At 64.8% G+C, this 25,596-nt stretch carries 21 protein-coding genes; 11 read left to right on the top strand and 10 right to left on the bottom strand.

Annotated features, from left to right (window positions below):
* The first annotated feature begins 7 nt into the window (after positions 1-7).
* The 11 genes from pta to PSEMAI1_RS0107825 all read left to right on the top strand — a co-directional run bounded on the left by pta (position 8) and on the right by PSEMAI1_RS0107825 (position 17,401).
* Positions 8-2,095, top strand: a complete 2,088-nt coding sequence (gene pta, locus PSEMAI1_RS0107880) for a phosphate acetyltransferase (RefSeq protein ID WP_024302353.1) — start codon at positions 8-10, stop codon at positions 2,093-2,095.
* A 170-nt stretch (positions 2,096-2,265) separates the two neighbouring features.
* Positions 2,266-3,747 carry a methyl-accepting chemotaxis protein gene (locus tag PSEMAI1_RS0107875; protein WP_024302352.1) on the top strand — a complete coding sequence of 494 codons (1,482 nt, stop codon included), beginning with the start codon at positions 2,266-2,268 and terminating at the stop codon, positions 3,745-3,747.
* Between the two features lie 228 nt (positions 3,748-3,975).
* Positions 3,976-4,983, top strand: coding sequence for a sulfate ABC transporter substrate-binding protein (locus PSEMAI1_RS0107865; protein ID WP_024302351.1), 1,008 nt, complete (start codon positions 3,976-3,978; stop codon positions 4,981-4,983).
* A gap of 257 nt (positions 4,984-5,240) precedes the next feature.
* Positions 5,241-6,077 carry a sulfate ABC transporter permease subunit CysT gene (cysT, locus tag PSEMAI1_RS0107860; protein ID WP_024302350.1) on the top strand — a complete coding sequence of 279 codons (837 nt, stop codon included), beginning with the start codon at positions 5,241-5,243 and terminating at the stop codon, positions 6,075-6,077.
* A complete protein-coding gene (cysW, locus tag PSEMAI1_RS0107855) occupies positions 6,077-6,952 on the top strand; it encodes a sulfate ABC transporter permease subunit CysW (RefSeq protein ID WP_024302349.1) in 876 nt (291 codons plus the stop codon). The genes cysT and cysW overlap by 1 nt, the downstream gene beginning before the upstream one ends.
* Before the next feature lie 126 nt (positions 6,953-7,078).
* On the top strand, positions 7,079-8,161 hold the full coding sequence (locus tag PSEMAI1_RS0107850; protein WP_024302348.1) for a sulfate/molybdate ABC transporter ATP-binding protein: 1,083 nt from the start codon (positions 7,079-7,081) through the stop codon (positions 8,159-8,161).
* Positions 8,158-9,090, top strand: coding sequence for a CysB family HTH-type transcriptional regulator (locus tag PSEMAI1_RS0107845; RefSeq protein WP_024302347.1), 933 nt, complete (start codon positions 8,158-8,160; stop codon positions 9,088-9,090). The genes PSEMAI1_RS0107850 and PSEMAI1_RS0107845 overlap by 4 nt, the downstream gene beginning before the upstream one ends.
* Before the next feature lie 301 nt (positions 9,091-9,391).
* Positions 9,392-10,858 carry a hypothetical protein gene (locus PSEMAI1_RS0107840; protein ID WP_024302346.1) on the top strand — a complete coding sequence of 489 codons (1,467 nt, stop codon included), beginning with the start codon at positions 9,392-9,394 and terminating at the stop codon, positions 10,856-10,858.
* Between the two features lie 142 nt (positions 10,859-11,000).
* Positions 11,001-14,945, top strand: coding sequence for an ATP-dependent RNA helicase HrpA (gene hrpA, locus PSEMAI1_RS0107835; RefSeq protein WP_024302345.1), 3,945 nt, complete (start codon positions 11,001-11,003; stop codon positions 14,943-14,945).
* A gap of 59 nt (positions 14,946-15,004) precedes the next feature.
* Complete coding sequence (locus tag PSEMAI1_RS0107830) at positions 15,005-16,159, top strand: HD-GYP domain-containing protein (protein ID WP_024302344.1); 1,155 nt, start codon at positions 15,005-15,007, stop codon at positions 16,157-16,159.
* Between the two features lie 75 nt (positions 16,160-16,234).
* On the top strand, positions 16,235-17,401 hold the full coding sequence (locus PSEMAI1_RS0107825) for an HD-GYP domain-containing protein (RefSeq protein WP_024302343.1): 1,167 nt from the start codon (positions 16,235-16,237) through the stop codon (positions 17,399-17,401).
* Positions 17,402-17,466: 65 nt separating this feature from the next.
* On the opposite strand, the gene nagZ is transcribed toward PSEMAI1_RS0107825, so the two are convergent.
* The 10 genes from nagZ to lepA are packed head-to-tail and all read right to left on the bottom strand — an operon-like array spanning position 17,467 to position 25,580.
* Complete coding sequence (gene nagZ / locus PSEMAI1_RS0107820) at positions 17,467-18,552, bottom strand: beta-N-acetylhexosaminidase (protein WP_024302342.1); 1,086 nt, start codon at positions 18,550-18,552, stop codon at positions 17,467-17,469.
* 5 nt (positions 18,553-18,557) lie between these two features.
* Positions 18,558-18,971: a holo-ACP synthase gene (acpS, locus tag PSEMAI1_RS0107815; RefSeq protein ID WP_024302341.1), complete on the bottom strand. Its 414-nt coding sequence runs from the start codon at positions 18,969-18,971 to the stop codon at positions 18,558-18,560.
* Between the two features lie 12 nt (positions 18,972-18,983).
* Positions 18,984-19,721 carry a pyridoxine 5'-phosphate synthase gene (gene pdxJ / locus PSEMAI1_RS0107810; protein WP_024302340.1) on the bottom strand — a complete coding sequence of 246 codons (738 nt, stop codon included), beginning with the start codon at positions 19,719-19,721 and terminating at the stop codon, positions 18,984-18,986.
* Between the two features lie 24 nt (positions 19,722-19,745).
* Complete coding sequence (gene recO, locus PSEMAI1_RS0107805; protein WP_024302339.1) at positions 19,746-20,474, bottom strand: DNA repair protein RecO; 729 nt, start codon at positions 20,472-20,474, stop codon at positions 19,746-19,748.
* Complete coding sequence (locus PSEMAI1_RS0107800; protein WP_024302338.1) at positions 20,455-20,805, bottom strand: antibiotic biosynthesis monooxygenase; 351 nt, start codon at positions 20,803-20,805, stop codon at positions 20,455-20,457. Before PSEMAI1_RS0107800 ends, recO begins: the two co-directional genes overlap by 20 nt.
* A 2-nt stretch (positions 20,806-20,807) precedes the next feature.
* Entirely contained in the window at positions 20,808-21,698 is an 891-nt protein-coding gene (gene era / locus PSEMAI1_RS0107795; RefSeq protein WP_024302337.1) for a GTPase Era, read from the bottom strand.
* Positions 21,695-22,411 carry a ribonuclease III gene (rnc, locus tag PSEMAI1_RS0107790; protein WP_024302336.1) on the bottom strand — a complete coding sequence of 239 codons (717 nt, stop codon included), beginning with the start codon at positions 22,409-22,411 and terminating at the stop codon, positions 21,695-21,697. The genes era and rnc overlap by 4 nt, the downstream gene beginning before the upstream one ends.
* Complete coding sequence (locus PSEMAI1_RS0107785; RefSeq protein WP_024302335.1) at positions 22,408-22,773, bottom strand: DUF4845 domain-containing protein; 366 nt, start codon at positions 22,771-22,773, stop codon at positions 22,408-22,410. Before PSEMAI1_RS0107785 ends, rnc begins: the two co-directional genes overlap by 4 nt.
* A 38-nt stretch (positions 22,774-22,811) precedes the next feature.
* Entirely contained in the window at positions 22,812-23,786 is a 975-nt protein-coding gene (lepB, locus tag PSEMAI1_RS0107780; RefSeq protein ID WP_024302334.1) for a signal peptidase I, read from the bottom strand.
* The gene (gene lepA, locus PSEMAI1_RS0107775) at positions 23,787-25,580 is read right to left on the bottom strand and encodes a translation elongation factor 4 (RefSeq protein ID WP_024302333.1); all 1,794 of its coding nucleotides are present in this window, start codon (positions 25,578-25,580) and stop codon (positions 23,787-23,789) included.
* Between the last annotated feature and the right edge of the window lie 16 nt (positions 25,581-25,596).

Genomic DNA, 25,596 nt, shown 5'->3' with positions numbered 1-25,596 from the left:
ACACACTATGCAGACGTTTTTTCTGGCCCCGCTGGGCTTCGATGCCGGCCTGACCTCGGTGGCACTGGGCATGATCCGCGCGCTGGAGCAGGCAGGCTTGCGCGTCGGCTTCGTCAAGCCGATCGCCCAGGGCGCCGGCCACAACGAGCCGGAGCGTTCCACTCATTTCGCTCGAGCCATCTGCCGCCTGTCCTCACCCGAGCCGCTGACGATGGAGCGGGTGGAACATTTTCTGAGCCAGGGTCAGGTCGACCAGTTGATGGAGGAAGTGGTCAGCCTGTACCAGCAGGCGGCACGAAACGTGGACGTGCTGATCGTGGAGGGCTTGGTGCCGGATCAGAAGCACCCCTACTCCACCTTCCTCAACACCCGGATCGCCCGTAACCTGCAGGCACAGACCGTGCTGGTCGGCGCGGCCGACAAGCTCGCCAGTCACGAGATCGCCGAGCAGTTGGAGATCAGCATCCAGGCCTTCGGCGGAGACCACGGCAAAATCGCCGGCTACATCCTCAACCGGGTGCCGAAGCAGCATGACACCGCCCAGATCGCGCTGGAAATCCTCGAGTCGAGCCAGGCTTTGCAGCACAATCGGCTGCCGCTCCTGGGAGCGATTCCGCTCGAGCCGGAGCTCTTGGCCCCGCGCACGCTGGACGTGGCCAATTACCTCCAGGCACGCCTGCTGCATGCCGGTCAGATGACCCGGCGTCGCGTGCGCAGCACGGTGATCACCGCACGCACCGTACCCAACATCGTGCATCTGTTGAAGCCGGGCGCGCTGATCGTGACGCCGGGCGACCGCGAGGACATCGTGCTGGCCACCGCCATGGCGAGCATGAACGGCGTGCCGCTGGCCGGCTTGCTGCTGACCTGCGACGCGCTGCCCGATCCGCGCATCCAACAGCTGTGCCACCAGGCCTTCACCAGCGGCCTGCCGGTGCTGGCCTCGGAGTCGAATACGCTGGAGACCACCAGCCTCCTGACCAATATGAGCCTGCAGGTGCCGGCCGACGATCTGGAGCGCATGGAGCAGGTGATCGGCTTCGTCGCCGAGCATCTCGACGCCAAGGCGCTGCGCAACCGCGTCGGCGCACCGCGCGAGCACCGCCTGCCGCCGCCGGCGTTCCGCTTCCAGCTGATGGAGAAGGCGCGCCAGGCCAACAAACGCATCGTACTGCCGGAAGGCAACGAGCCGCGCACCATCAAGGCCGCCGCCATCTGCCACGAGAAGCGCATAGCGCATTGCGTGCTGATCGGCAGCCGCGCCGAGATCGAGCAGGTGGCCGAGGCGCAAGGCATCACGCTGCCGGCCGACATCGAGATCATGGACCCGAACGAGGTGCGCGGCCGCTACGTGGCGCCGATGGTCGAACTGCGCAAGAGCAAGGGCCTCAACGCGCCGATGGCCGAGCAGCAGCTGGAGGACAACGTGGTGCTGGGCACCATGATGCTGGCACTGGACGAGGTGGACGGCCTGGTGTCGGGCGCGGTGCACACCACCGCCAACACCATCCGCCCGGCGCTGCAGCTAATCAAGACCGCGCCCGAGGCGAAACTGGTGTCGTCGGTGTTCTTCATGCTGATGCCGGAGCAGGTGCTGGTCTACGGCGACTGCGCGGTGAACCCGGACCCGAGCGCCGACGAGCTGGCCGACATCGCCATCCAGTCGGCCGACTCCGCCGCCGCCTTCGGCATCCCGCCACGGGTGGCGATGATTTCCTACTCCACCGGCTCGTCCGGCAGTGGCAGCGACGTGGAGAAGGTGCGCGAAGCTACCCGCCTCGCGCGCGAGAAGCGCCCGGACCTGATCATCGACGGCCCTATGCAGTACGACGCCGCCTCGGTGGAGAGCGTCGGCCGGCAGAAAGCGCCGGACAGCCCGGTGGCCGGCCGCGCCACGGTATTCGTGTTCCCTGAACTCAACACCGGCAACACCACCTACAAGGCGGTGCAGCGTTCGGCCAACGTGGTCAGCGTCGGCCCGATGCTGCAGGGCCTGCGCAAGCCGGTGAACGACCTGTCGCGCGGCGCGCTAGTCGACGACATCGTCTATACCATCGCACTGACCGCCATCCAGGCCGACCAGCAGGCACACTGAGCCTCGCCCCTCCCGACCCGGCGTGGTGAAAACGCACCACGCCGGACCGCAACCCGTTGCATCAATCAAACACTTGTTTTAGATTGCTACAGCGGGTTTTTGCGCTTAAAGCCCCGAAAAAAACACAACAAACAACGACATAACAAAACGAGGAACGGGAGGGTTACATCATGGCTATACGCCGCATTGCCGAGTGGTTCATTCCTGACAGGGTGCGCGAGTCGCACGAGTTGGTCATCCGCGCCCGCACCGTGATCAGCGTCGGCCTGCTGGCCGGGCTGATCGTGCCGGTGTTCGCGTTGTCTTACTTCAAGCTCAACCACCCGGCCATGGCCTGGGGCATCCTGGCGGGTGGCGCGGGGCTGCTGCTGGGGCCGGTGCTGCTGAGGCTGACCGGCGCCATCCGCTTCACCGCCGAATTCATCGTCGGCTGCATGTTCGCCATGGTGTGCTGGATGAGCTACGTCAACGGGGGCATCCTGTCGTCCAGCGTGGTGTGGTACGCCTCCATCCCGTTCACCGCGATCTTTGTCGGCGGGCGGCGCTCAGGCGTGGCGTGGACGCTGCTGACCTTGATCGCCATCGGGGTGTTCCTGCTGCTCGACGGCGACCCGGGCGCCCTGCCCGAGGTGCCGATTCCCGCCGACGAACATCCCAAGCTCCTGGCCAAGTCGCTGGCCGGCCTGTCGCTGGTGGTGCTGACCTTGGCCATGGCCTTCGACAAGGCCAAGGCGCAGGGCTTCCAGAAGCTGGAGGCGGCCCGAACCGAGGCCGAACGCGCCACCCAGGCCATGCAGCAGATGATGGAACAGGTGACGCGCTCGATCCACGCCGCCTCCTGTGCCAGCCGCGAGATCGCCGATAGCACCACGCTGATGGCACGCACCATGGCCGAGCAGCGCCAGCGTACCGAAGACATGGTGGTATCGGCGCAGCAGATGGCGGTGGTCACCGGCGAGAACGCCGAGCAGTCGATCAGCGCCACGCGCATGGCGGAGGACACCGGCCAGGCCGCCAACGACGGTGGACAGGCGATGGACCAAGCGGTGAGCCAGCTCAACCAGGCGGGACAGGTCATTTCCCACGCCGCCAGCCGGCTCGAGGCGCTGGAGAAATGCAGTGCCGAGGTCAGCGGCATCGTGCAACTGATCCGCGATATCGCCGAGCAGACCAATCTGTTGGCGCTCAATGCCGCGATCGAAGCGGCGCGTGCCGGCGAGTCCGGGCGCGGCTTCGCCGTGGTGGCCGACGAGGTGCGCAAGCTGGCGGAAAGAACGCAGGGGGCTACGCTCGACATCGAGCAGAAGATCCGGCTGATCGTCGACGGTACCAACCAGTCGGTCGATGCCATGCGCGACGGCAACACCCAGATGCAGGCCGGACGCAGCCACGCCATCGCCGCACAGGACAAGCTCGCCGGCATCATCCGCGACACCCTCCGGCTGGGCGGCCTGCTGCAGCGGGTCTCCGACGCCGAAGCCAGCCAGAACCAGGGCTTTTCCCATTTCGCCGGCACCATCACCGCGATGGGCGAGGCCACCCGCACGCTGACGACGGAAACCGAGACCATCGCCGATGCCACCCGCCGGCTCGACAGCCTGATCGAAGAGCTGGGCGCCAGTGTCGCCCAGTTCCACCGGCAGGCCGCCTGATAGCCGGTGATGAGGCTGGTAGCGAGGAAAGCTGCCGGCCTCTTTACATGATCGCCTCGGGCATGACGCCGTGGCCCCCTTGCCATCGGGAGAGCGCCCCGATCCCCCACCGACCAAACACCCCATTAATCATCAAAACGAATTTGCTTTCCAGTTTTTATTCGTTTGGAAAATAAAGCACCGCCGTTACAGTGGTCGTCATATCCGAACAGACATAGGAACTGCACGATGGCTTTGCGCAAATTCACCGTTCTCGCCACCACCCTCACCCTGCTGGCCGGCGCCGCCGCACCGGCGCTGGCCGGCATCTCGCTGCTCAACGTGTCTTACGATCCGACGCGAGAGCTCTACCAGGACTTCAACACCGCCTTCGCCAAGTACTGGAAGGGCAAGACCGGCGAAACCGTCACCATCAAGCAGTCGCACGGCGGCTCCGGCAAACAAGCGCGCGCGGTGATCGACGGGCTGGAGGCCGACGTGGTGACGCTGGCGCTGGGCTACGACGTGGACGCCCTGAACACCGAGGCCAAGCTGATCCCGCCAAACTGGCAGAAACGCCTGCCCAACAACGCCTCGCCGTACACCTCGACCATCGTGTTCCTGGTACGCAAGGGCAACCCCAAGGGGATCCGCGACTGGAACGACCTGATCAAGCCGGGCGTGGAAGTGGTGACCCCGAATCCGAAAACCTCCGGCGGCGCACGCTGGAACTACCTGGCGGCGTGGGGCTACGCGCTGAAGCAGCCGGGTGGCAACGAGGCCAAGGCCAAAGACTTCGTGAAGCAGTTGTTCCAGCACGTGAAAGTGCTGGACTCGGGCGCGCGCGGTGCCACCGTCACCTTTACCCAGCGCAACATCGGCGACGTGCTGCTGGCCTGGGAGAACGAGGCCTATCTCTCTACCAAGGAGCTGGGCCCGGACAGGTTCGACATCGTGACGCCTTCCGTCTCCATCCTGGCCGAGCCGCCGGTCAGCGTGGTGGACAAGGTGGTCGACAAGCACGGCACGCGCAAGGTCGCCGAGGCCTATTTGCAGTACCTGTACAGCCCGGCCGGCCAGGAGCTGGCGGCGCAGAACTACTACCGTCCGCGTGACCCGAAGGTGGCCGCCAAGTACGCCGACAAGTTCAGCAAGGTGAAGCTGTTCACCATCGATCAGGTGTTCGGCGGCTGGACCAAGGCACAGAAGGTCCACTTCGCCGACGGCGGCGTGTTCGATCAGATTCAGGCCAGGTAAGGCGGTAGCATTGCTCCGCGCCAAACCGGTTTACGCTGCTCTCTCTCCCCTCACGCCGTGTCGTCAGACCGGCGTGTTTTTTTGTCCATTTTAGGCATTCCAGTTATATGGAAATGCCCGATTTCCTTTTCGGAAAATCGAATAAGCAACGAAGAAATCCTTATTTTTAGAATAAGGAAACTGCACATATGCTGGTTCCGGTTATTAAGGGGAATCGCCATATGTCCAATCGTTCATCAAAGAAGGGGGGATAAGCCATGAAGTCCACCACCCTCCCGCGCGTCTTGCCGGGGTTCACGCTATCGCTGGGATACACCATCAGCTATCTGTCGCTGATCGTGCTGATTCCGCTGGCGGCCGTGTTCATCAAGACGTCCACCATGTCGCTGGATGCGTTCTGGCAGGCCGTCACGGCCCCGCGCGTGCTGGCCTCGTACCGCCTGAGTTTCGGCATGGCGCTGCTGGCCGCCGCCATCAACAGCGTGTTCGGCCTGCTGCTGGCGTGGTCGCTGGTGCGCTACCGCTTTCCCGGCAAGAAGCTGGTCGACGCCCTGGTCGATCTGCCGTTCGCATTGCCGACCGCGGTGGCCGGCATCGCGCTCACCGCACTGTACGCCGGTAACGGCTGGATCGGCCGCTATCTCGAGCCGCTGGGCATCAAGGTGGCGTTCGGGCCGCTCGGCGTGCTGGTGGCGCTGGTGTTCATCGGCCTGCCCTTCGTGGTGCGCACGGTGCAGCCGGTGCTGGAAGACCTCGACACCGAGCTGGAAGAAGCCGCGACCTGCCTTGGCGCACACCGCTGGCAGACCTTCCGCCACGTGATCCTGCCGGTGCTGCAGCCGGCGCTGATGACCGGCTTCGCGCTGGCCTTCGCCCGCGCCGTGGGCGAGTACGGCTCGGTGATCTTCATCGCCGGCAACATCCCGATGGTGTCGGAAATCACTCCTCTGATGATCATCAGCAAGCTCGAACAATACGATTACAGCGGCGCCACGGCGATTGCCAGCGTGATGTTGGTGGTGTCCTTCCTGCTGCTGTTGGCGATCAACGGTCTGCAGGCCTGGAGCGCCCGTAAAACCGGAAGGAGTGCATGATGGCCGGCGCCGTTTCTACCCTCTACAGTCAGCACGATCGTGCCGCCCTGCTGGAAAGCCGCCAAGCCACGCGTGAGAACCCCTGGGTCAAGGGCAGCATCCTGGTGGTGGCGTTGAGCTTCTTCGCCGTGTTCCTGCTGTTGCCGCTGTTGGTGGTGTTCGTCGAGGCTCTCGCCAAGGGCTGGGGCACCTATCTCGACGCGCTGACCGAACCGGATGCCCTCTCGGCGATCTGGCTCACGCTGGGCGCAGCGGCTATCTCGGTGCCGCTCAACCTGGTGTTCGGCGTGGCGGCGGCCTGGGCGATCACCCGCTTCGAGTTCCGCGGCAAGCAGCTCTTGATCACGCTGATCGACCTGCCGTTTTCGGTGTCGCCGGTGGTGGCGGGCTTGATCTACGTGCTGGTGTTCAGCAACCACGGCTGGTTCGGACCGTGGCTGTCGGCACACGACATCAAGATCATTTTCGCCATTCCCGGCATCGTGCTGGCGACGGTGTTCGTCACCGTCCCTTTCATCGCCCGCGAACTGATCCCGCTGATGCAGGCGCAAGGCCGCGAGGAGGAAGAGGCCGCGGTGGTACTGGGCGCGCGCGGCTGGCAGGTGTTCTGGCACGTCACCCTGCCCAACATCCGCTGGGCGCTGCTGTACGGCGTGATCCTGAGCAATGCCCGCGCCATGGGTGAGTTCGGCGCGGTGTCGGTGGTGTCCGGCCACATCCGCGGCGAGACCAACACCCTGCCGCTGCATGTCGAGATTCTTTACAACGAATACAACTTCGCCGCGGCCTTCGCCGTGGCCTCGCTGCTGGCCATGCTGGCGCTGCTGACCCTGGTGGTGAAGAGCTGGGTGGAGTGGCGCGCTCAGCGCGATTAACAAAAACCCTCCTGCGTTGTTGCGCCGCCTTGTCGTACTACTTGTACAGCCTGCGGCAGCGCGCCTAGCAGGAGCCGTTGCACTGATTTTTGTTAGCCGCGCCCAGGCGTGGTTAAGGAGAAAAATATGAGCATCCAGGTACAGAACATCCACAAGGCTTTCGGCAACTTCGTCGCGCTGGACAATCTCTCCCTCGATTTTCCCAGCGGCGAACTCGTTGCCCTGCTGGGGCCCTCCGGTTGCGGCAAGACCACCTTGTTGAGGGTCATCGCCGGGCTGGAACAGGCCGATTCCGGCAAGGTGCTACTGGAGGGCGAGGATGCCTCGGACACCCACGTGCGCGAGCGTCAGGTCGGTTTCGTGTTCCAGCACTACGCGCTGTTCCGCCACATGACAGTGTTCGACAACGTCGCCTTCGGCCTGCGCATGAAGCCGCGCAAGGAGCGTCCGTCCGAGGCCGAGATCAAGCGCAAAGTGCACGAGTTGCTGCAACTGGTGCAGCTCGACTGGCTGGCCGACCGCTTCCCGGCGCAGCTCTCCGGCGGCCAGCGCCAGCGCATCGCCTTGGCCCGCGCCCTGGCGGTGGAGCCGCGCGTGCTGCTCTTGGACGAGCCGTTCGGCGCGCTCGATGCCAAGGTACGCAAGGAACTGCGCCGCTGGCTGCGCCGCCTGCACGACGAGCTGCACATCACCTCGATCTTCGTCACGCACGATCAGGAAGAGGCGTTGGAAGTGGCCGACCGCGTGGTGCTGATGAACCACGGCAAGGTGGAACAGATCGGCACCCCGGACGAGGTCTATCGCCATCCGGCCACCTCCTTCGTCTACGGTTTCCTCGGTTCGGCCAACCGCTTCGAGGGCCGTCACGCGGCTGGCGGCATCGACGTCGGCGGCACGCACTTGGCGGCATCGGCGCACCACGCCGGCGAGGATAGCGAGGTGGTGGCCTTCGTCCGCCCCCACGAGCTGGACATCCTGCTGGACGAAGATGGTGCCGGTATCCCGGCGCGCATCACCCGTGTGCTCAGCGTCGGCGCCTTGACCCGTGTCGAACTCGAGGGCACCGGCAATCAGGACGGCCAGCACTACGACGTCGAACTTCCGTACGAGACCTGGCACGCCCAGGCCTTCAACGCCGGCCAGCAGGTCCGCCTGCAGCCGCGTGCGCTACGGGTGTTCGCCCAGAACGAAACGGCAGGACAGCGATGAACTTTCAGCAACTGCGCATCATCCGCGAGACGGTACGGCAGAACTTCAACCTGACCGAGGTCGCCAACGCGCTGTTCACCTCGCAATCGGGTGTCAGCAAGCACATCAAGGACCTGGAGGACGAACTGGGCGTCGAGCTGTTCGTGCGCAAGGGCAAGCGCTTCCTCGGCCTGACCGACCCGGGCAAGGAGCTGTTGACCATCGTCGAGCGCATGCTGCTCGACGCCGGCAACGTCAAGAGATTGGCCGAGCAGTTCAGCCAGCGCGACCAGGGCCAATTGACCATCGCCACCACCCATACCCAGGCGCGCTACGCCCTGCCCAAGGTGGTGACGGCGTTCAAGAAGGCCTTCCCCAAGGTGCACCTAGTGCTGCTGCAGGCGAGCCCGGACGAACTGGTGCGGCTGCTCTTGGACGGCCAGGCCGACATCGGCATCGCCACCGAGGCTATCTCGGAAGTGCCGGAACTGGTGTCCTTCCCCTATTACAGCTGGTATCACACGGTGATCGCACCGCCGGACCACCCTCTGCACAGCATCAAGCCGCTGACGCTGGAGGCGCTCGCTGACTACCCTCTGGTCACCTACCACCAGGGCTTCACTGGCCGTGCCCAGATCGACCGCGCCTTCGCCGAGGCCGGACTAGTGCCGGACGTGGTGATGGCGGCCCTGGATGCCGACGTGATCAAGACCTACGTCGAGCTGGAAATGGGCGTGGGCATCGTCGCCTCGATGGCTGTCGACGCACAGCGCGACCACGGCGTAGTCGAAGTCGACGCTCCCCCGTTGTTCGGCCACCAAACCTCACGCATCGCCATCCACCGCGGCCACTACCTGCGCAGCTACGCCTACCGCTTCATCGAATTGTGCTCGGCGGCACTGGACGAGGAGACAGTGCGACGCGCCTTGGCGCCGGTGGCGCAGGACTAACCTCCGCCCGCATTTGCCCAAAGGGCGGCCAGCCTGACAAGCAGGCTGGCCGCCCTGTCTGTTTCCATACAAGCAGCATCCCGTCCGCAACGCGCCCCGCCGTGGCCCTCAGCCACCATCGGCTTTCCCAGCCGCGTCAAGCAGAATGAAAATGACAACTTGTTCTATTTATAAAAATATCTTGCAATTGGAATATTTATTTTCAATAACAGAAACTCCACTACTGGAGTACATACCAATCGCTTGCTCAGCAGCGTAAACCCACCGCTTCCAATCCATCGGTAATGAGGAGTAAGGCACCATGGGCATCAGCAAGGGCATCGACATCTACGGCTACGTCAGCAATCCAAGCTATACGATTACCGCCGAGACGAGGGGAAACGACGATCTGACTTTCAGCCAGGCTGACGACCCCCTCATCGGCAGCATGCAGCACGGCCATCGCGAGATCGACAGCGGCAACATCGACTGGGACGAGCGCACCGGCCGCTTCACCCTGCAGGCCAAGGTCAACGGCAGCAAGGCCCTCACCCGCTACGCGGAGATCGCCCCCTCCACCGGCAACCTGGGCGACACCGACATGGGCAATATGCTCGACACCAACTCGGTGATCGCCCCTGGCCGCTACGCGGTGTCCTACGGCTTCTACGACGCCGGCCACAACCAGTCGCACCAGGCCTACCTCTACCTCACCGAAGACCATAGCCACTGGATGGGCAACCTCGCCGCCGCCAAACCGGCGGTGCTGGAGGCTCCATTCGGCAAGTTCGTGCTGCCCGGCGCCCACGATGCCGGCATGTTCACCGGCTTGGGCAATGCCGGTGAGGCCCGCGACCTCATCCACCGCCTGATCGTGCACTATGGCGACAGCGAGAAAGCCGCCGCCGCCATCATCACTGCGCTGGGCCTGGGAGCGGCATCGTTCCCGGTACTGGGGCCGACACTGACCACCGCGCTGGTCGCTGCCCTCGTACTGCTGGAAACCACCGACACCCCGCTGCGCGCGCTGGTGAACCTGGGCTACACCCAGAAGGAACCGATCAGCACCCAGTTGGCGCTGGGTACCCGCTACTTCGACTTCCGCCCCGGCTACAACGCCAGCTTCTACCGCAAGGACGACCTGCTGCGCCACCAGCACGCGTTCATTCCCGGCTGCCGCTTCGACGACTTCCTGCGCCGCGTGGTGGAATTCCTGGGCAGCCACTCGCAGGAAATCGTGGTCGTCAACATCAAGTACGACGGTTTCCTGGAAAACGGCATGAAACCGGCCGGCAGTGAAATCACCCGTTACCTCGGCACCGCGCTGGCCGGCAAAGGCATCGCGCTGGGCGACAGAACCGACCTGCAAACCAGCTACCAGGAACTGCTGGACAGCCGCAAGCGGCTGATCGTGCTGGAAGGCAATGATCACTGCCGCGACTCCTACTCGGACAGCGGCTACGCCACCAACGACCCCGCAAGCGTCATCGCCTGTCTGGACCAGACCCTCGCTCAACCCGAACAGGACTGGACCGTGCTCCAGTTGCAAGCCACCTATACCGCCACCACCGAGGGCATCGCCAAGGCGATAGCCACCTTCAGCGACGCCGCCTCGCCGCTGTTGTCCACCAAGGCCCGGTTCGACCACGCCACCTATCCGTGGGTCGCCGACCGCCGCCATGTCGCCGACCGTTGCGGAGGCCGGCTGCTGGTGCTGCTCAACGACTTCGTCGACAACGCGCTGACCAGCCATTGCCTGGCGATCACCCGGCAACGCCACGGCGAATAGGTCGACGGCAGCAAATCGCCACGGGTCCGGGTGGTGGTGGACTACTGCTGCAGATCGCCAGCCGGCTCGGCCAGCCTCAGGCCTAGCGACCCGCACCTCTGCTATACTCGCGCTTTCCCGTTTTCGCCGTTCTTTGAAGCGCATGACCACCACCCGCCCGCTGGCCGAACTGAAGGCCGCCCTGCCCTCCTGCCTGATCCGCGACCGCCACGGTCTGAAGCGCAAGCTCGCCGACGCCGAACAACGGCTGAAGAAACAGCAGCCGGCCGACAAGCTGCTGGCCGACGTGGCGCAGCAGATCGCCCGCTCGCAGAGCCGCGCCGAAGCGCGCTCGGCCCACCTGCCCAAGCCCGAGTTCGACCTTGCGCTGCCGGTCAACCAGAAGCGCGACGAGATCCGGGCCGCCATCGCCGCCCACCAGGTGGTAATCATCTGCGGCGAAACCGGCTCGGGCAAGACGACGCAGATCCCCAAGATCTGCCTGGAACTGGGACGTGGGGTGTACGGGCTGATCGGTCACACCCAGCCGCGCCGGCTCGCCGCGCGCTCGGTGGCGACGCGCATCGCGCAGGAACTGGGCAGCGAGTTGGGGGCCCACGTCGGTTTCAAGGTGCGCTTCACCGACAAGCTGTCGGAACGCAGCGTCATCAAACTGATGACCGACGGCATCCTGCTGGCGGAAACGCAGACCGACCGCTACCTCGAAGCCTACGACACCATCATCATCGACGAGGCACACGAGCGTAGCCTCAACATCGACTTCCTGCTGGGCTACCTCAAGCAGATGCTGCCGCGCCGGCCGGACCTCAAGGTGATCGTCACCTCGGCCACCATCGACGCCGACCGCTTCGCGCGCCATTTCGACAACGCGCCGGTGATCGAGGTCTCCGGCCGCACCTTCCCGGTGGAAGTGCGCTACCGCCCGCTCAAGGAGCGCGACGAAGACGAGCGCGAAGTGGAGATGGAAGACGCCATCGTCGAGGCGGTGGACGAAATCTCGCGCCACGGCCCGGGCGACATGCTGGTGTTCCTGCCCGGCGAGCGCGAGATTCGTGACACGGCGGAGAAGCTGCGCAAGTCCGGCATCCGCGGCTACGAGATCCTGCCGCTGTTCGCCCGTCTCTCCAACGAAGATCAGCAGAAGATCTTCAAGCCTTCGGGCGGACGGCGCATCGTGCTCGCCACCAACGTGGCCGAGACCTCGCTCACCGTGCCCGGCATCAAGTACGTGATCGATACCGGTCTCGCCCGCGTCAACCGCTACTCGCCGCGCGCCAAGGTCGAGCAGCTGCAAGTCGAAAAGATTTCCCAGGCGGCGGCGCGCCAGCGTGCCGGCCGTTGCGGCCGGGTCGAGGCCGGCATCTGTGTGCGCCTCTACGGCGAGGACGACTTCAACGCCCGCCCGGCCTTCACCGATCCGGAAATCGTGCGCTCCAACCTCGCCGCGGTGATCCTGCGCATGGCGGCGCTGCGGCTCGGCCGCGTCGACGAATTCCCCTTCATCGAAGCGCCGTCGTCCCGGCTGATCGCCGACGGCTACCAAGTGCTGACCGAACTGGGCGCGGTGGACGACAAGAGCGAGCTGACCCCGGTCGGCAAGGAACTGGCGCGGCTGCCGATCGACCCCAAGATCGGCCGCATGCTGCTCGCGGCGCGCGATCTGGGCTGTGCGCGCGAAGTGCTGATCATCGCTGCAGCGCTCTCCATCCAGGACCCGCGCGAGCGGCCGTTCGAAGCGCGCGAAGCCGCCGAGCGCGCCCAGCAGAAATTTGCCGACGACAAGTCCGACTTCCTGTCCTTCCTGCACCTGTGGGACTTCTTCCAGGACTCGCTCAAGCACAAGAAATCCAACCGCCAGCTGATCAACCTGTGCCACGAGCATTTCCTGTCCTATCTCAGGATGCGCGAATGGCGCGAACTGCACGGCCAGCTCGCCGAGATCGCCGCCGAGATGGGGCTGATCCAGCGCCACGAGGCCCACGCCGAAGCCGAAACCGGCGCCAACCTCGACCAGCTCAGCGCCAAGAAACGCCAGCAGCTCGACGCCGTCGCCTACGAGCGCCTGCACCAGGCGCTGCTGACCGGCCTGATCGGCAACCTCGGCATGAAATCGCAGGAAAGCGACGACTACCTCGGCGCGCGCGGCGTGCACTTCCACGTTTTCCCCGGCTCCGGCCTGAAGAAAGCTAAGCCGAAATGGCTAGTGGCGGCCGAACTGGTGGAAACCACCAAGCTCTACGCCCGCTGCGTCGGCAAGGTCGAACCAGAATGGGTCGAAAAGCTCGCGCCGCACCTCGTCAAATACCACTACTTCGATCCGCACTGGGAAAAGAGCCGCGGCGAAGTGGTGGCGAGCGAACGCGTCACCCTCTACGGCCTGACGCTGGTGCCGCGCCGCCCGGTCAGCTACGGCCGCATCGCGCCGGAAGAAGCGCGCGAACTGTTCATCCGTGGCGCGCTGGTGGCGATGGAATACGCCAGCAACGCCCCCTGGTTCCAGCGCAACCAGCAGTTGATCCGCGAGGTGGAACAACTCGAACACAAGGCGCGGCGCCAGGACGTGCTGGTGGATGAAGAGGCCCTCTACGCCTTCTACGCCGAACGCATCCCGGCGGATGTCGTCGACGCCGCCAGCTTCGAGGCCTGGCGCAAGCAAGCCGAACAGGCCAACCCCAAGCTGCTGTTCCTGACGCGCGAAGAACTGATGCGCCACGCCGCCCAGCACGTCACCGTCAATCAGTTCCCGGAATGGCTCGAGCATGAAGACGGCAAGCTGCGCCTGAAATACCGCTTCGAGCCCAACCACCCGCTCGACGGCGTGACCGTGGACGTGCCGCTCGCCATCCTCAACCGGCTCGAACCGGCGCCGTTTGAATGGCTGGTGCCGGGCATGATCCGCGAGAAGCTGCAGCTGATGATCAAGAGCCTGCCCAAACAGGTACGCCGCACCTGCGTGCCGGTGCCGGACTTCGTCACCCGCTTCCTGTCGGCCGACCCCGACCTGACCCAACCGATCGCCCCGCAGCTCGCGCGTTTCATCCTACGCGACACCGGCGGGGTGAAGGTGGCCGTCGACGACTTCGACCTCTCCACGCTGCCGCAGCACCTGCTGTTCAACTTCCGCGTCATCGACGACGGCAAGCAGGAAATCGGCCTCGGCCGCGACCTGCTGGCTTTGCAGAAGCAGTTCGGCCAGGCTGCTCAGCTCACCTTCCGCGACACCTCGGCCGAATTCGAGCGTGATGAAGTGACGAGCTGGGACTTCGGTGAACTGCCGGCGGCGATCCAGTTCGCACGCGGTCGCCAGCAACTCACCGGCTACCCGGCGCTGACGCTGGAAACCGACAAGGTGGCGATCCGCCTCTACGACACCGAATACGCCGCCCAGCGCGCCCACCGCCTGGGCGTGATCCGGCTGCTGCAACTGCAGCTCAAGGAACAGATGAAGCAGCTCGGCAAGGGCCTGCCCGGCATGACCCAGATCGGATTGCAATTGAGGGGCGTGGCCAACGTCGACGACCTCTTGGCCGACGCCATCGCCTGCATCTGCGACCGCGCCTTCATCGGTGACGACGAGTTGCCGCGCACCGAAAAGGCCTTCAACGACCAGAAGGCGCGGGCGCGCACCCGGCTGCCGGCGGTGATCCAGGCGGTGACTGCCTACCTCAACCAGATCGCCGGCGAATACCAGGCACTGCAGCCCAAGCTCGCCAAGCACAAACTGGGCCGCGAGCTCGCCGAACAGCTGGGCCGCCTCGTCCACAAGGGCTTCCTCTCCGCCACGCCGTGGAGCCAGCTCGCCCACCTGCCGCGCTATATGAAGGCGATGAGCCTGCGCATGGACAAGCACGCGGCCAACCCGCAGCGCGACGGCCAGCGTGCCGCCGAAATCCGCCAGTTGTGGACGCTGTGGGAAACCCGCCTGGCCGAGGCCGAAGACAAGGGCGAAGCGACGCCGGAACTGCTCGACTTCCGCTGGAAAATCGAAGAGTTGCGCGTCAGCCTGTTTGCCCAGGAGCTGAAAACGCCTTACCCTGTCTCGCTCAAGCGCTTGATGAAAGAATGGGAAACCATTTCGGGTAAATAAGTCCCCCACCTTGTTTACCGGGCCTAAACTTGTAGCATGGCTTGGAGAATCGAAAAAGAATGACAGCGTCTTCTGGAAAAAATCCGCTGGACAGCCTTATCAAGGTCGGGGAAGCACTGCCCATCAACCTCTACACCAAGAACGGCTTCCTGCTGCTGGGCAAGGGCCATTACGTCCTGACCGACAAGCAGAAGGAACGCCTGCTTGCCCACAGCTCGGTCGAGGCCACCCAGCGCGCACTGCAGAACAAGCCCGACCCCACGGCCAAGCGGGCCGACGGCACAGCGGAACTGATCGAGCCGTTCGAAGAAGTGCACAACATCACCCCCCGGCTCGACTACCTGCTCAACTGCGCCCTGTCCGAGCCGATGTTCGAGCTCAAGCTGCGCGAACTGGCCGAGCGCCTGATCGGGCTGTGCGACAAGGTGCCGGACGGGCTGCTGGCGTCGATGCTGCTGCTGCCGATCCAGCGCTATACCGCCGCACACAGCATCCACACCGCCATCCTCGCAGCCCTGATCTCCAAGCGGCTCGACACCCCGGCGGACGCCCGGCTGATCCTGATCGCCGCCGCGCTCACCATGAACCTCTCCATCGCCCCGCTGATGGACGAGCTCTACAGCCAGGCCGCCCCGCTCACCCCGGAGCAGCAGGAGGAAGTCGCCGGCCACCCGCTGCTCTCCTCCGCCATCCTGCGCGAATGCGGCGTCGCCGACGAACTGTGGCACACCTTGGTGCAGCAGCATCACGAGGAATGGGACGGCAGCGGCTACCCGCAGCGGCTGGAGCGCGCCGACATCCACCCGCTGGCCCACCTCCTGCATCTGGCCGACATCTCCGCCGCCAAACTGGTGCCGCGCAGCTACCGCAAGGCCATCCTGCCGCAAAACGCGCTGGCCCAGTTGTTCCAGAACCGCGACCAGCAGGTCGACAGCCAGTACGTCACGCTGCTGGTGAAGGAAATGGGCGTCTACCCGCCAGGCAGCTTCGTCCGGCTGGCCAGCCACGAACTCGGCGTGGTCGTCGCCCGGCGCGAGCGCGCCGACCAGCCCCTGGTCGCCGCCCTGCGCCGTGAAGACGGCGCGGCCTATGGCGGCCCTCTCTTGCGCGAAACGAGGCAGAAGGAATACCAGATCATGGGCATGATCCCGCTAAGCCAGGCCGGCATCCGCCCGCAATACCTGTCGGGGCTGTGGAAGAAGAGGAAGCACTAGGACTGCGGCATTATCCACCCGCCGCTCCGCCTCGTGCAGGCTACAATGGCATCAGCCAATGCGTGATAAATACCCATGAGCAACCACCCCGATAACAAGACCAAACTGCATCCCCTGCTGCTCAGGGTCGGGCAGGAACTGCCTGTCGACGTCTACGCCAACAATGGCCTCCTGCTGCTGAAAAAAGGCCATTACGTACTCAGCACGGAGCAGCGCGACAAGCTGCTCAACGTCGGGATGGGGGACAAGGATGCCGTCGAGGCCCGGCTCGAACGGGAAAAGCGCGAGCGCGCCGAGGCGTTGCGCAAGCAGGAAGAAGCGCAACGGCCGGCCAACCCGCTGCTGGAGATGGAGTTTCTCGGCCAACGGGTACAGGGCTTGCTGATCCACGGCCTGGCCGTCGCCGGTCTGGGCGACAGCCTGCACAGCGTCGCCCGGCGTCTGCACGAGCTGGCCCTCAGCCAGCCTGACGCCTTGCTGGCAGCCATTCTGCTGGTGCCGCAACGCGATCACGGCAGCGGCCACCCCTTGCATGCGGCCGCGTTGCTGGCGGTGCTGAGCCGCCGCCTGGGTCTCGCCGAAGCGGCCCAGCACAGTCTGATCGGCGCCGCGCTGACCATGAACATCGCGGTCACCGGCCTGCTCAACCAGATGTCCGCTCAAGACACGCCGGCCACACCCCAGCAACGCGAGGCGCTGTTCGCTCATCCACTGCTGAGCTCGGCCATTCTGCGCGAGGCCGGCATCGACGACGAGCTGTGGCACACGCTGGTGCAACAGCATCACGAGGAATGGAACGGTTCGGGCTACCCGCTGCGGCTGAAGCGCGGCGAGATCGAGCCGCTGGCGCATCTACTGCATCTGGTCGACGTTCTGACGGCCCGGCTGTCACCCTCGCCCGGCCACGCTAGCGAGCCGGCGGCACGCATCATGGCCAAGCTGTTCCAAGGCGGCTATGGCGAATTCGACCCGCAGTACACCGCCTTGCTGATCAAGGAGATCGGCATCTACCCGCCGGGCAGTTGCGTGCGGCTGGCCAACGGCGAAATCGCCGTGGTCACCCACCGCCGCGAGAAAGCCAACGAGCCCCGCGTGGCGGCGCTGCGCAAGGCGGACGGCCCGCCCTACGCCGAGCCGCTGCTGCGCGAGACCCGCAACCCCGGTTTCCACATCATCGAAGCGGTGACACTGGCCCAGGCGGGGGTCCGCCCCGGCTTTCTCGCCAAGCTGTGGAAGCCCTGAACGGCAGGGCACTAAAGACAAAGGCCACCGCATGCGGTGGCCTTGCTCTTGATGGAGTAGCCGGATCAGCTGGCCTCGCCCACCGCCGGCCCCTTCAGCGCATCCGGCGGCATGGCGAGACGCGCCACCGTGGCGCGGGCGGCGGCGAAGGCGGCGCTGTCCAGCGTCTTTTCCCACTCCGCCTGTTCGCCCTGCCCTTCCATGCGCGCCAGCCGTTCTGCCAGCCCGGCAATGGCCGGATCGGCGAGCGTGGCGAGCAGTTCGTCGGCGAGATCCGGGCGGTTGCATACCAGGGCCATGTCGCAGCCGGCTGCGAAGGCAGCTCGCGCCCGGTCGGCGATACCACCGGCCCCAGCCGCCCCTTCCATGCACAGATCGTCGGAAAAGATCACCCCATCGAAACCGACCCGGCGACGCAGGATGTCCTGCAACCAGACGCGCGAGAAACCGGCCGGCTGGTCATCCACCTGCGGATAGACCACATGCGCCGGCATCACCGAGGTCAGGCCGGCGGCGGACAGGCGCACGAAGGGTTTGATGTCATCGGCCATCAGCTCGTCCAGGCCGCGCTCGTCGACCGGGATGACGTGATGGCTGTCGCCCTCGACATAGCCATGGCCGGGAAAGTGCTTGCCGCAGGTCGCCATGCCGCCCTTTTTCAAGCCGCGCTGCAGCGCCAGCGCCAGGGCGGACACCACTTCCGGATCGCGGCTGAAGCTGCGGTTGCCGATCACCGCGCAACGCCCCCAGTCGAGATCGAGCACCGGGGTGAACGACAGGTCGACGCCGCAGGCGCGCAGCTCGGCGGCCAGCACGTAGCCGACGGTCTCGGCCAGGCTTTCCGCTTCGCCCGGATCACGCTGCCAGGCTTCGCCCAGCACGCGCATCGGCGGCAGCCGGGTGAAGCCGTCGAGGAAGCGCTGCACGCGGCCACCCTCGTGGTCGACCGCGATCAGCAGGTGCGGTGTGCGCAGGGCGCGGATTTCGGCGGTCAGCGCCTTGAGTTGCTCGATGTTCTCGAAATTGCGCCGGAACAGGATCACCCCGCCGACCAGCGGTTGGCGGAGCCGCTCGCGCTCGGCGTCGCTCAGGGTAAAGCCCGCCACGTCCACCATCACGGGGCCGCGCGGCAAGGAAACAGTGCTGTGCATAGGAGTCAGGCCTGCAAGTGGGCTGGAGGAGTGGCCAGGGGCACGCCCTCCAGCACGACAAAGGCGAGCGCGTGGTCGCGCTCGTCGCTGATGGAAAGATGGCTGCCGACCACGCCACGGCTTTCGGCGAAGCGCTGCAACTCGGGACTGAAGACCAGCAGCGGCTTGCCCAGGGCATCGTGATCGACGGCGATGGCGGTAAGCAGCACCGGGGCGCGGATACCGGTTCCCAAGGCTTTCGAGGCCGCTTCCTTGACGGCGAAGCGCTTGGCCAGCAGGCGCGCCGGGTCGCTGCTGGCGGCAAAGGCGGCCCGCTCGGACGGTGCCAGGATGCGCCGCCCGGCCTTGTCGCCCCAGCGGTCCAGCAGGGCCTGCATGCGCGCCACGGCGACGATGTCGGTGCCGATGCCGTAGATCATGGTAACGATCGCTTACTGATGGGCGTCGCGCCGGCCTTCGATCATCAGCGCCTTCATCGAGCGCACCGCCTCGGGGAAGCCGACGAACAGCGCCTGGCTGACGATGGCGTGGCCGATGTTGAGCTCGGCGATTTCGGCAATCGCCGCCACCGGCTTGACGTTATGGTACGAGAGGCCATGGCCGGCATTGACCACGAAGCCGAGGTGCGCGGCGAACACCGCCGCCTCACGCACTCGCGCCAGTTCGCGCTCACGTTCGGCCTGATGCACGGCGTCGGCGTAGGCGCCGGTATGCAGCTCAATCACGCGGGCGCCGGCGTCGCGGGCCGCCTCGATCTGCTGGTTGTCCGGGTCGATGAACAGCGACACGCGGATGCCGGCCTCGGTGAGGGCCTGGGTGTAGTCGCGCACCTGGTCGAAGTGGCGGATCACGTCGAGCCCGCCCTCGGTGGTGATCTCTTCGCGTTTTTCCGGCACCAGGCAGACGTCGTCCGGCTTGACCGCCAGCGCATTGGCCAGCATTTCCTCGGTCAGCGCCATTTCCAGGTTCATGCGCGTCTTGATCACCTGGCGCATCGCCACCACGTCGGCGTCCTGGATGTGACGGCGGTCTTCGCGCAGGTGCAGGGTAATCAGGTCGGCACCGGCCGTCTCGGCCACCAGCGCCGCCTCGACCGGGCTCGGGTAACGGGTGCCGCGCGCCTGGCGCAGGGTGGCCACGTGGTCGATATTCACGCCCAACAGAATCATCGTCTACTCCATCTCCCTCTGGCGTCAGTCGCCCAGGGCACTAATTGATTGCAGCAGCTCGCGGGTGGCCAACGCTTGCGCCCCCAGGAGCTGCCCCAGAAAAAGTCGCATCAGGCTGCGCGCTGCGCGCCGCGTGGACAGTTCGGTAAAGTCGCCGCCGACCATGGCCAGCAGCGCCCGTCCCTCGATCACTTGTTGCGTCGCCTGCACCGGTTCACCGTGCCAGCGCTGCGGCACCTGCTCGGGGCCGCACAGGTAGGCGGCGTCGGGTTCCACGCTCCGCCCTGCCGCATCGACGTCGAACGGTGGCGCGTAACCCAGTGCGCGCACCAGGCCCAGCTCGAAACGGCGCAGCACCGACGACAGCGAACCGCCCGCCGCCAGCCCGCGCACCGCCTCGGCGTAGACCGCGAAGGCTTCCGGGTGCGGGTCGTCGCGCGCAGTCAGCTTGATCAGCAGTTCGTTGAGGTAGAACCCGCACACCAGCGGCAGACCGGCCAGTTGCGGTACCCCGCCCTGCCAGTCGGCGGTGTGCAGGGTGCGCACTTCGTTCTTGCCGAACCAGGCCAGCCGCAGCGGCTGGAACGGCAGCAGCACCCCGCGTAGGTCGGAACGGGGACGGCGCGCGCCGCGCGCCACCAGGGTGATACGCCCATGATCGCGCGTCAGCACGTCGAGAAGCAGGCTGGTTTCGCGGTACGGCTGGGCATGCAGCACGTAGGCCGGCTGGCGGTCAATCCGGCCCGGGTTCATCGTCCCTCGGGTTCGTGAAATCGTGCGCACGCTCGACGCGTGCCACCTTCAGCGAGAAAGCCTGATACCACACCTCGCGCCCGAGGCGCTGAGCCACCATGTGCTCGGCGTGGTGGCGCCAGGCGGCGATCGCTTCCACGCTATCCCAGTAAGACACGGTAATGCCGAAACCGTTTTCATCGCGGGCGCTTTCCACGCCGAGAAACCCCGGCTGCACGCTGGCCAGCCGCATCATGCGCTCGGCCATCTCGGCGTAGCCCTGGTCACCGTCGGTGCGCTGCGAGGAGAAGATGACGGTCCAGTAAGGCGGCAACGGCAGGGACGCTGGCATGATCAGTTGAGGCCGAATTCCTTGAGGAAGCGCACGTCGTCCGCCCAGCCGCTCTTGACCTTGACCCACACTTCCAGATAGACCTTGCCGTCGAACAGTTTTTCCATGTCGAGGCGGGCTTCGGTCGAAATCTTCTTCAGCTTCTCGCCGCCCTTGCCGATCAGGATGCCCTTCTGGCCTTCCTTGTCGACCAGCACGGCGACGTGGATGCGGCGCAGCGCGCCGTCGAGTTCGAACTGCTCGACTTCCACGTTCATCGAGTACGGCAGTTCCTCGCCCAGGTAGCGGAACAGCTTCTCGCGCACGATCTCGGCGGCGAGGAAGCGCTCGCTCTTGTCGGTGACCATGTCTTCCGGGTAGAGCGGCATCGATTCCGGCAGGTGCGGGCGCACCTTGTCGAGCAGCTCGGCGAGACGCTGGCCGTGCTTGGCGCTGACCACCTCGACGTCGGCAAAGGCGAAATCTGCCCTCACGGTCTCGATGAATTCGGCCAGAGCCAGCTTGTCCTTGGCCTTGTCCAGCTTGTTGATCACCAGCATCACCGGGGTGTGCTTGGGCAACAGCGGCAACAGTTCCTTGTCGGCCCCGGTCCAGCGCATGGCTTCGATGACGAACAGCACGCAATCGACGTCCGACAGCGTTTCCTTGACGCTGCGGTTGAGCACCTCGTTGAGCGCCCCCTTGTGGAAGGTCTGGAAACCAGGGGTGTCGACGAACACGAACTGCGCGCTGTCTTCGGTATGGATGCCGTTGACGCGGTGGCGCGTGGTCTGCGCCTTTTTCGAGGTGATGCTGACCTTCTGGCCGATCAGGTGGTTCATCAACGTCGATTTGCCGACGTTGGGACGGCCGACGATGGCGACAAAGCCGCAGTGGAATGGGGTATCAGTCATGCGTGTTTCTTGCCCGAGGACAGCTTCCGTTCGAGGTGTGCCAGTGCGGTTTCGGCCGATTGCTGCTCGGCGGCGCGGCGGCTGCTGCCCTCGCCGGTGACGATGACAGCCAGTTCGCCCAAGTCGCACTCCACCTTGAACCATTGTTCATGAGCCTCTCCGCTCTGGGAGAGGATGCGGTATTTCGGCAACGCCAGCTTGCGCGCCTGCAGGGCTTCCTGCAAGCGAGTCTTGGCATCCTTGGCGTGCTTGGTGGGATCGATCGCGGCCACACGCGCCTCGTACAGGCGGCGTACCACGCTCTCGGCGGCGGCGAAGTCGGCATCGAAGCTGACGGCGGCGAAGGTCGCTTCCAGTGCATCGGCCAGGATGGACGGACGGTTGAAGCCTCCGCTCTTCAGTTCGCCTTCTCCCAGGTACAGGTAGTCGCCCAAACCCAATCCTTGGGCGATTTCGGCCAGCGCGCTCTGGTTGACCAGGTTGGCGCGCAGGCGCGACAACTCCCCCTCGCTCAGACGGGGGAAGCGATCGAACAGCATGCGCGCCACGGTATAGTTGAGAATGCTGTCGCCGACGAATTCAAAACGCTCGTTGTTGGGCGTGCCGTAGCTGCGATGCGTCAGGGCCTGGCGCAACAGTTCCGGGCGTGAAAAACGATAGCCCAACGCGGCCGACAGGCGGCCAAACTTTACTTCGGTCTGCGATACACTCATTGGGAAGAATCGGTTTTGCCTGCTTCGGTTTCAAAATCAAACGTCAGGCCGACATTGGCGAACAACGGCACTTCACGGCGATAGGCGGCACGGATATGCACTACGCCGGAACCTGCCACCACCTGGAGATCCTGGCCGCGGATCGAACTGATGTCGGCCACATCGGCCTTGGTATTGAAGTCCTTGCGAATCTGGTATTCGCTGGAGGAGGTTTCACTGCCCAAATCTCTTACCGCTTGCTTGACCGCCGCGTATTCGACGTAGACCGGGATCACCTTGAAACCCAGCAGTACGACGCCGCCGATAAAGGCCATCAGCACCAGCGTCGAAATGAACGTAAAGCCGTATTGACCTCGTTGCATTGCTCCCTCCCCCTTAGACTGTCAAAGCCGAAGACCGCTCAGCGGATGCTATGACCGATACGCGACAGGTCGCTGAAGTTCATCCACACCAGGAATGCCTTGCCCACCAGCAGCTTGTCGGCGACGAAGCCCCAGTAGCGGCCGTCCAGGCTGTTGTCGCGGTTGTCGCCCATCATGAAATAGTGCCCTTCCGGCACGCGGCAGGTGAAGCCATTGTCATCATAGACACAACGCTCGCGGAAAGGAAAATCCATGACCTGGCTCAGGCTCAGCGTCGGCGCTTCCGGGATGTTGAGCACCTTGAAACTCTTGGCGCCCAGCTTCTCCTGGTATTGTTCGTTGCGGATCATGGCCAGGCCCTGCTCCAGGTACTCGTAGTTGCCATCCTGCTGATCCGGCACCGGCTGTCCGTTCACGATCAGACGCTTGTTGCGGTACTCCACCGTGTCGCCCGGCAGACCGATTACGCGCTTGATGTAGTTGATGCTGGGCTGCGGCGGAAAGTTGAACACCACCACGTCGCCCCGCTCGACCTTGTTGACCGGGATCAGCACGGTGTTCAGCACCGGCACGCGAATACCGTAGGAGAACTTGTTGACCAGGATGAAATCGCCGACCACCAGCCCCGGCCGCATCGAGCTGGAGGGAATCTGGAAGGGCTCGACCAGGAAGGAGCGCAGCACGAACACCACGAAGATGACCGGGAAGAAACCGCGCGCGTAGTCGACGAAGTGCCCCACCTCGCGGTTTTCGGCCTGCCTCTTCTTGGCCAGCAGCAGCTTGTCCAGCGCCCATACCGCCCCGGTGATCAGCACGAACACCAGCATCACGGCGGTGAAGCTCATGGCGCTGGACAGCATGCCGAAGCCACCCACCACCAGCGCGAGGTAGCCCCACTGAATGGATGCCGGCCAGTCCTTGGCGGCCGCCTCACGTTTGCCGCCGCTGAAGACGATCAGCATCAGGCCGATGACGGCCACCACCACGAACACCCAGAACAGATTTCCCCCCACTTACTTGTCCCCCACTTGAAGAATGGCGAGGAAGGCTTCCTGAGGAATTTCCACGTTGCCCACCTGCTTCATGCGCTTTTTGCCGGCCTTCTGTTTTTCCAGCAGCTTTTTCTTGCGGGTGATGTCGCCGCCGTAGCACTTGGCCAACACGTTCTTGCGCAGCGCCTTCACCGTCTCACGGGCAATGATATGGCTGCCGATGGCGGCCTGCACCGCGATGTCGAACATCTGGCGCGGGATCAGCTCGCGCATCTTGGCCACCAGTTCACGACCACGGTACTGGCTGCTGCCGCGGTGCACGATCAGCGACAGCGCATCCACCTTTTCGCCGTTGACCAGCACGTCCAGCTTGACCAGGTCGGCGGCGCGGAATTCCTTGAACTCGTAGTCCAGCGAGGCGTAACCGCGGCTGGTGGACTTGAGCTTGTCGAAGAAGTCCATCACCACTTCGTTCATCGGCAGATCGTACTTCAGCATCACCTGGCGGCCCATGTACTGCATGTTCACCTGTACGCCGCGCTTCTGGTTGCACAGCGTCATCACCGCGCCGACGTAGTCCTGCGGCACCAGGATGGTGGCGGTGATGATGGGCTCGCGCAGCTCGTCGAACTTGCCCGGATCCGGCAGTTTGGACGGGTTTTCCACCTCGATCACGCTGCCGTCCTTCATCACCACTTCGTACACTACAGTGGGCGCGGTGGTGATGAGATCCATGTCGAACTCGCGCTCCAGGCGCTCCTGCACGATCTCCAGGTGCAACAGGCCGAGGAAGCCGCAGCGGAAGCCGAAGCCCAGCGCCTGCGACACTTCCGGCTCGAACTTGAGCGAGGCGTCGTTGAGCTGCAACTTCTCCAGCGCGTCGCGCAGCGCGTCGTAGTCGTGCGATTCGACCGGGTAGAGGCCGGCGAACACCTGGGACTGCACCTCCTTGAAGCCCGGCAGCGGCTCGGTGGCCGGCTGGGTAGCCAGCGTGATGGTGTCACCCACCTTGGCCGACTTCAGCTCCTTGATGCCGGCGATGACGAAGCCCACTTCGCCGGCGTTGAGGCTGGCGCGCTGCACCGACTTCGGCGTGAACACGCCGACCTGCTCGCACAGGTACTCGGCGCCGGTGGCCATGAACTTGATCTTGTCCTTGGGCTTGAGCTGGCCGTCCTTGACGCGCACCAGCATCACCACGCCGACGTAGTTGTCGAACCAGGAGTCGATGATGAGCGCCTTGAGCGGGCCGTCCGGGTTGCCCTGCGGCGGCGGAATCTTGGTCACCACTGTCTCGAGGATGTCCTCGATGCCGATGCCGGACTTGGCCGAGGCGCGTACCGCGTCGATCGCCTCGATGCCGATGATGTCCTCGATCTCCTGGCTGACGCGCTCGGGCTCGGCCGCCGGCAGGTCGATCTTGTTGAGCACCGGCACCACTTCCACACCCAGGTCGATGGCGGTGTAGCAGTTGGCGACGGTCTGGGCCTCGACGCCCTGCGAGGCGTCGACCACCAGCAGCGCGCCTTCGCAGGCGGACAGCGAGCGGCTGACTTCGTAGGAAAAGTCGACGTGCCCCGGGGTGTCGATCAGGTTCAGGTTGTAGACCTGACCGTCGCGCGCCTTGTACTGCAGCGCCGCGGTCTGGGCCTTGATGGTGATGCCGCGCTCTTTCTCGATATCCATCGAGTCGAGAACCTGGGCGCTCATCTCGCGCATTTCCAGGCCGCCGCAGAACTGGATGAAACGGTCGGCCAGGGTCGATTTGCCATGGTCGATATGGGCAATGATCGAGAAGTTTCGGATGTTTTTCATCGGTATCCAGCAAAAA

This window comes from Pseudogulbenkiania sp. MAI-1 (genome assembly GCF_000527175.1).
In the GTDB taxonomy this organism is placed as follows: domain Bacteria; phylum Pseudomonadota; class Gammaproteobacteria; order Burkholderiales; family Chromobacteriaceae; genus Pseudogulbenkiania.
This window is presented reverse-complemented; position numbering and strand designations above follow the sequence as displayed.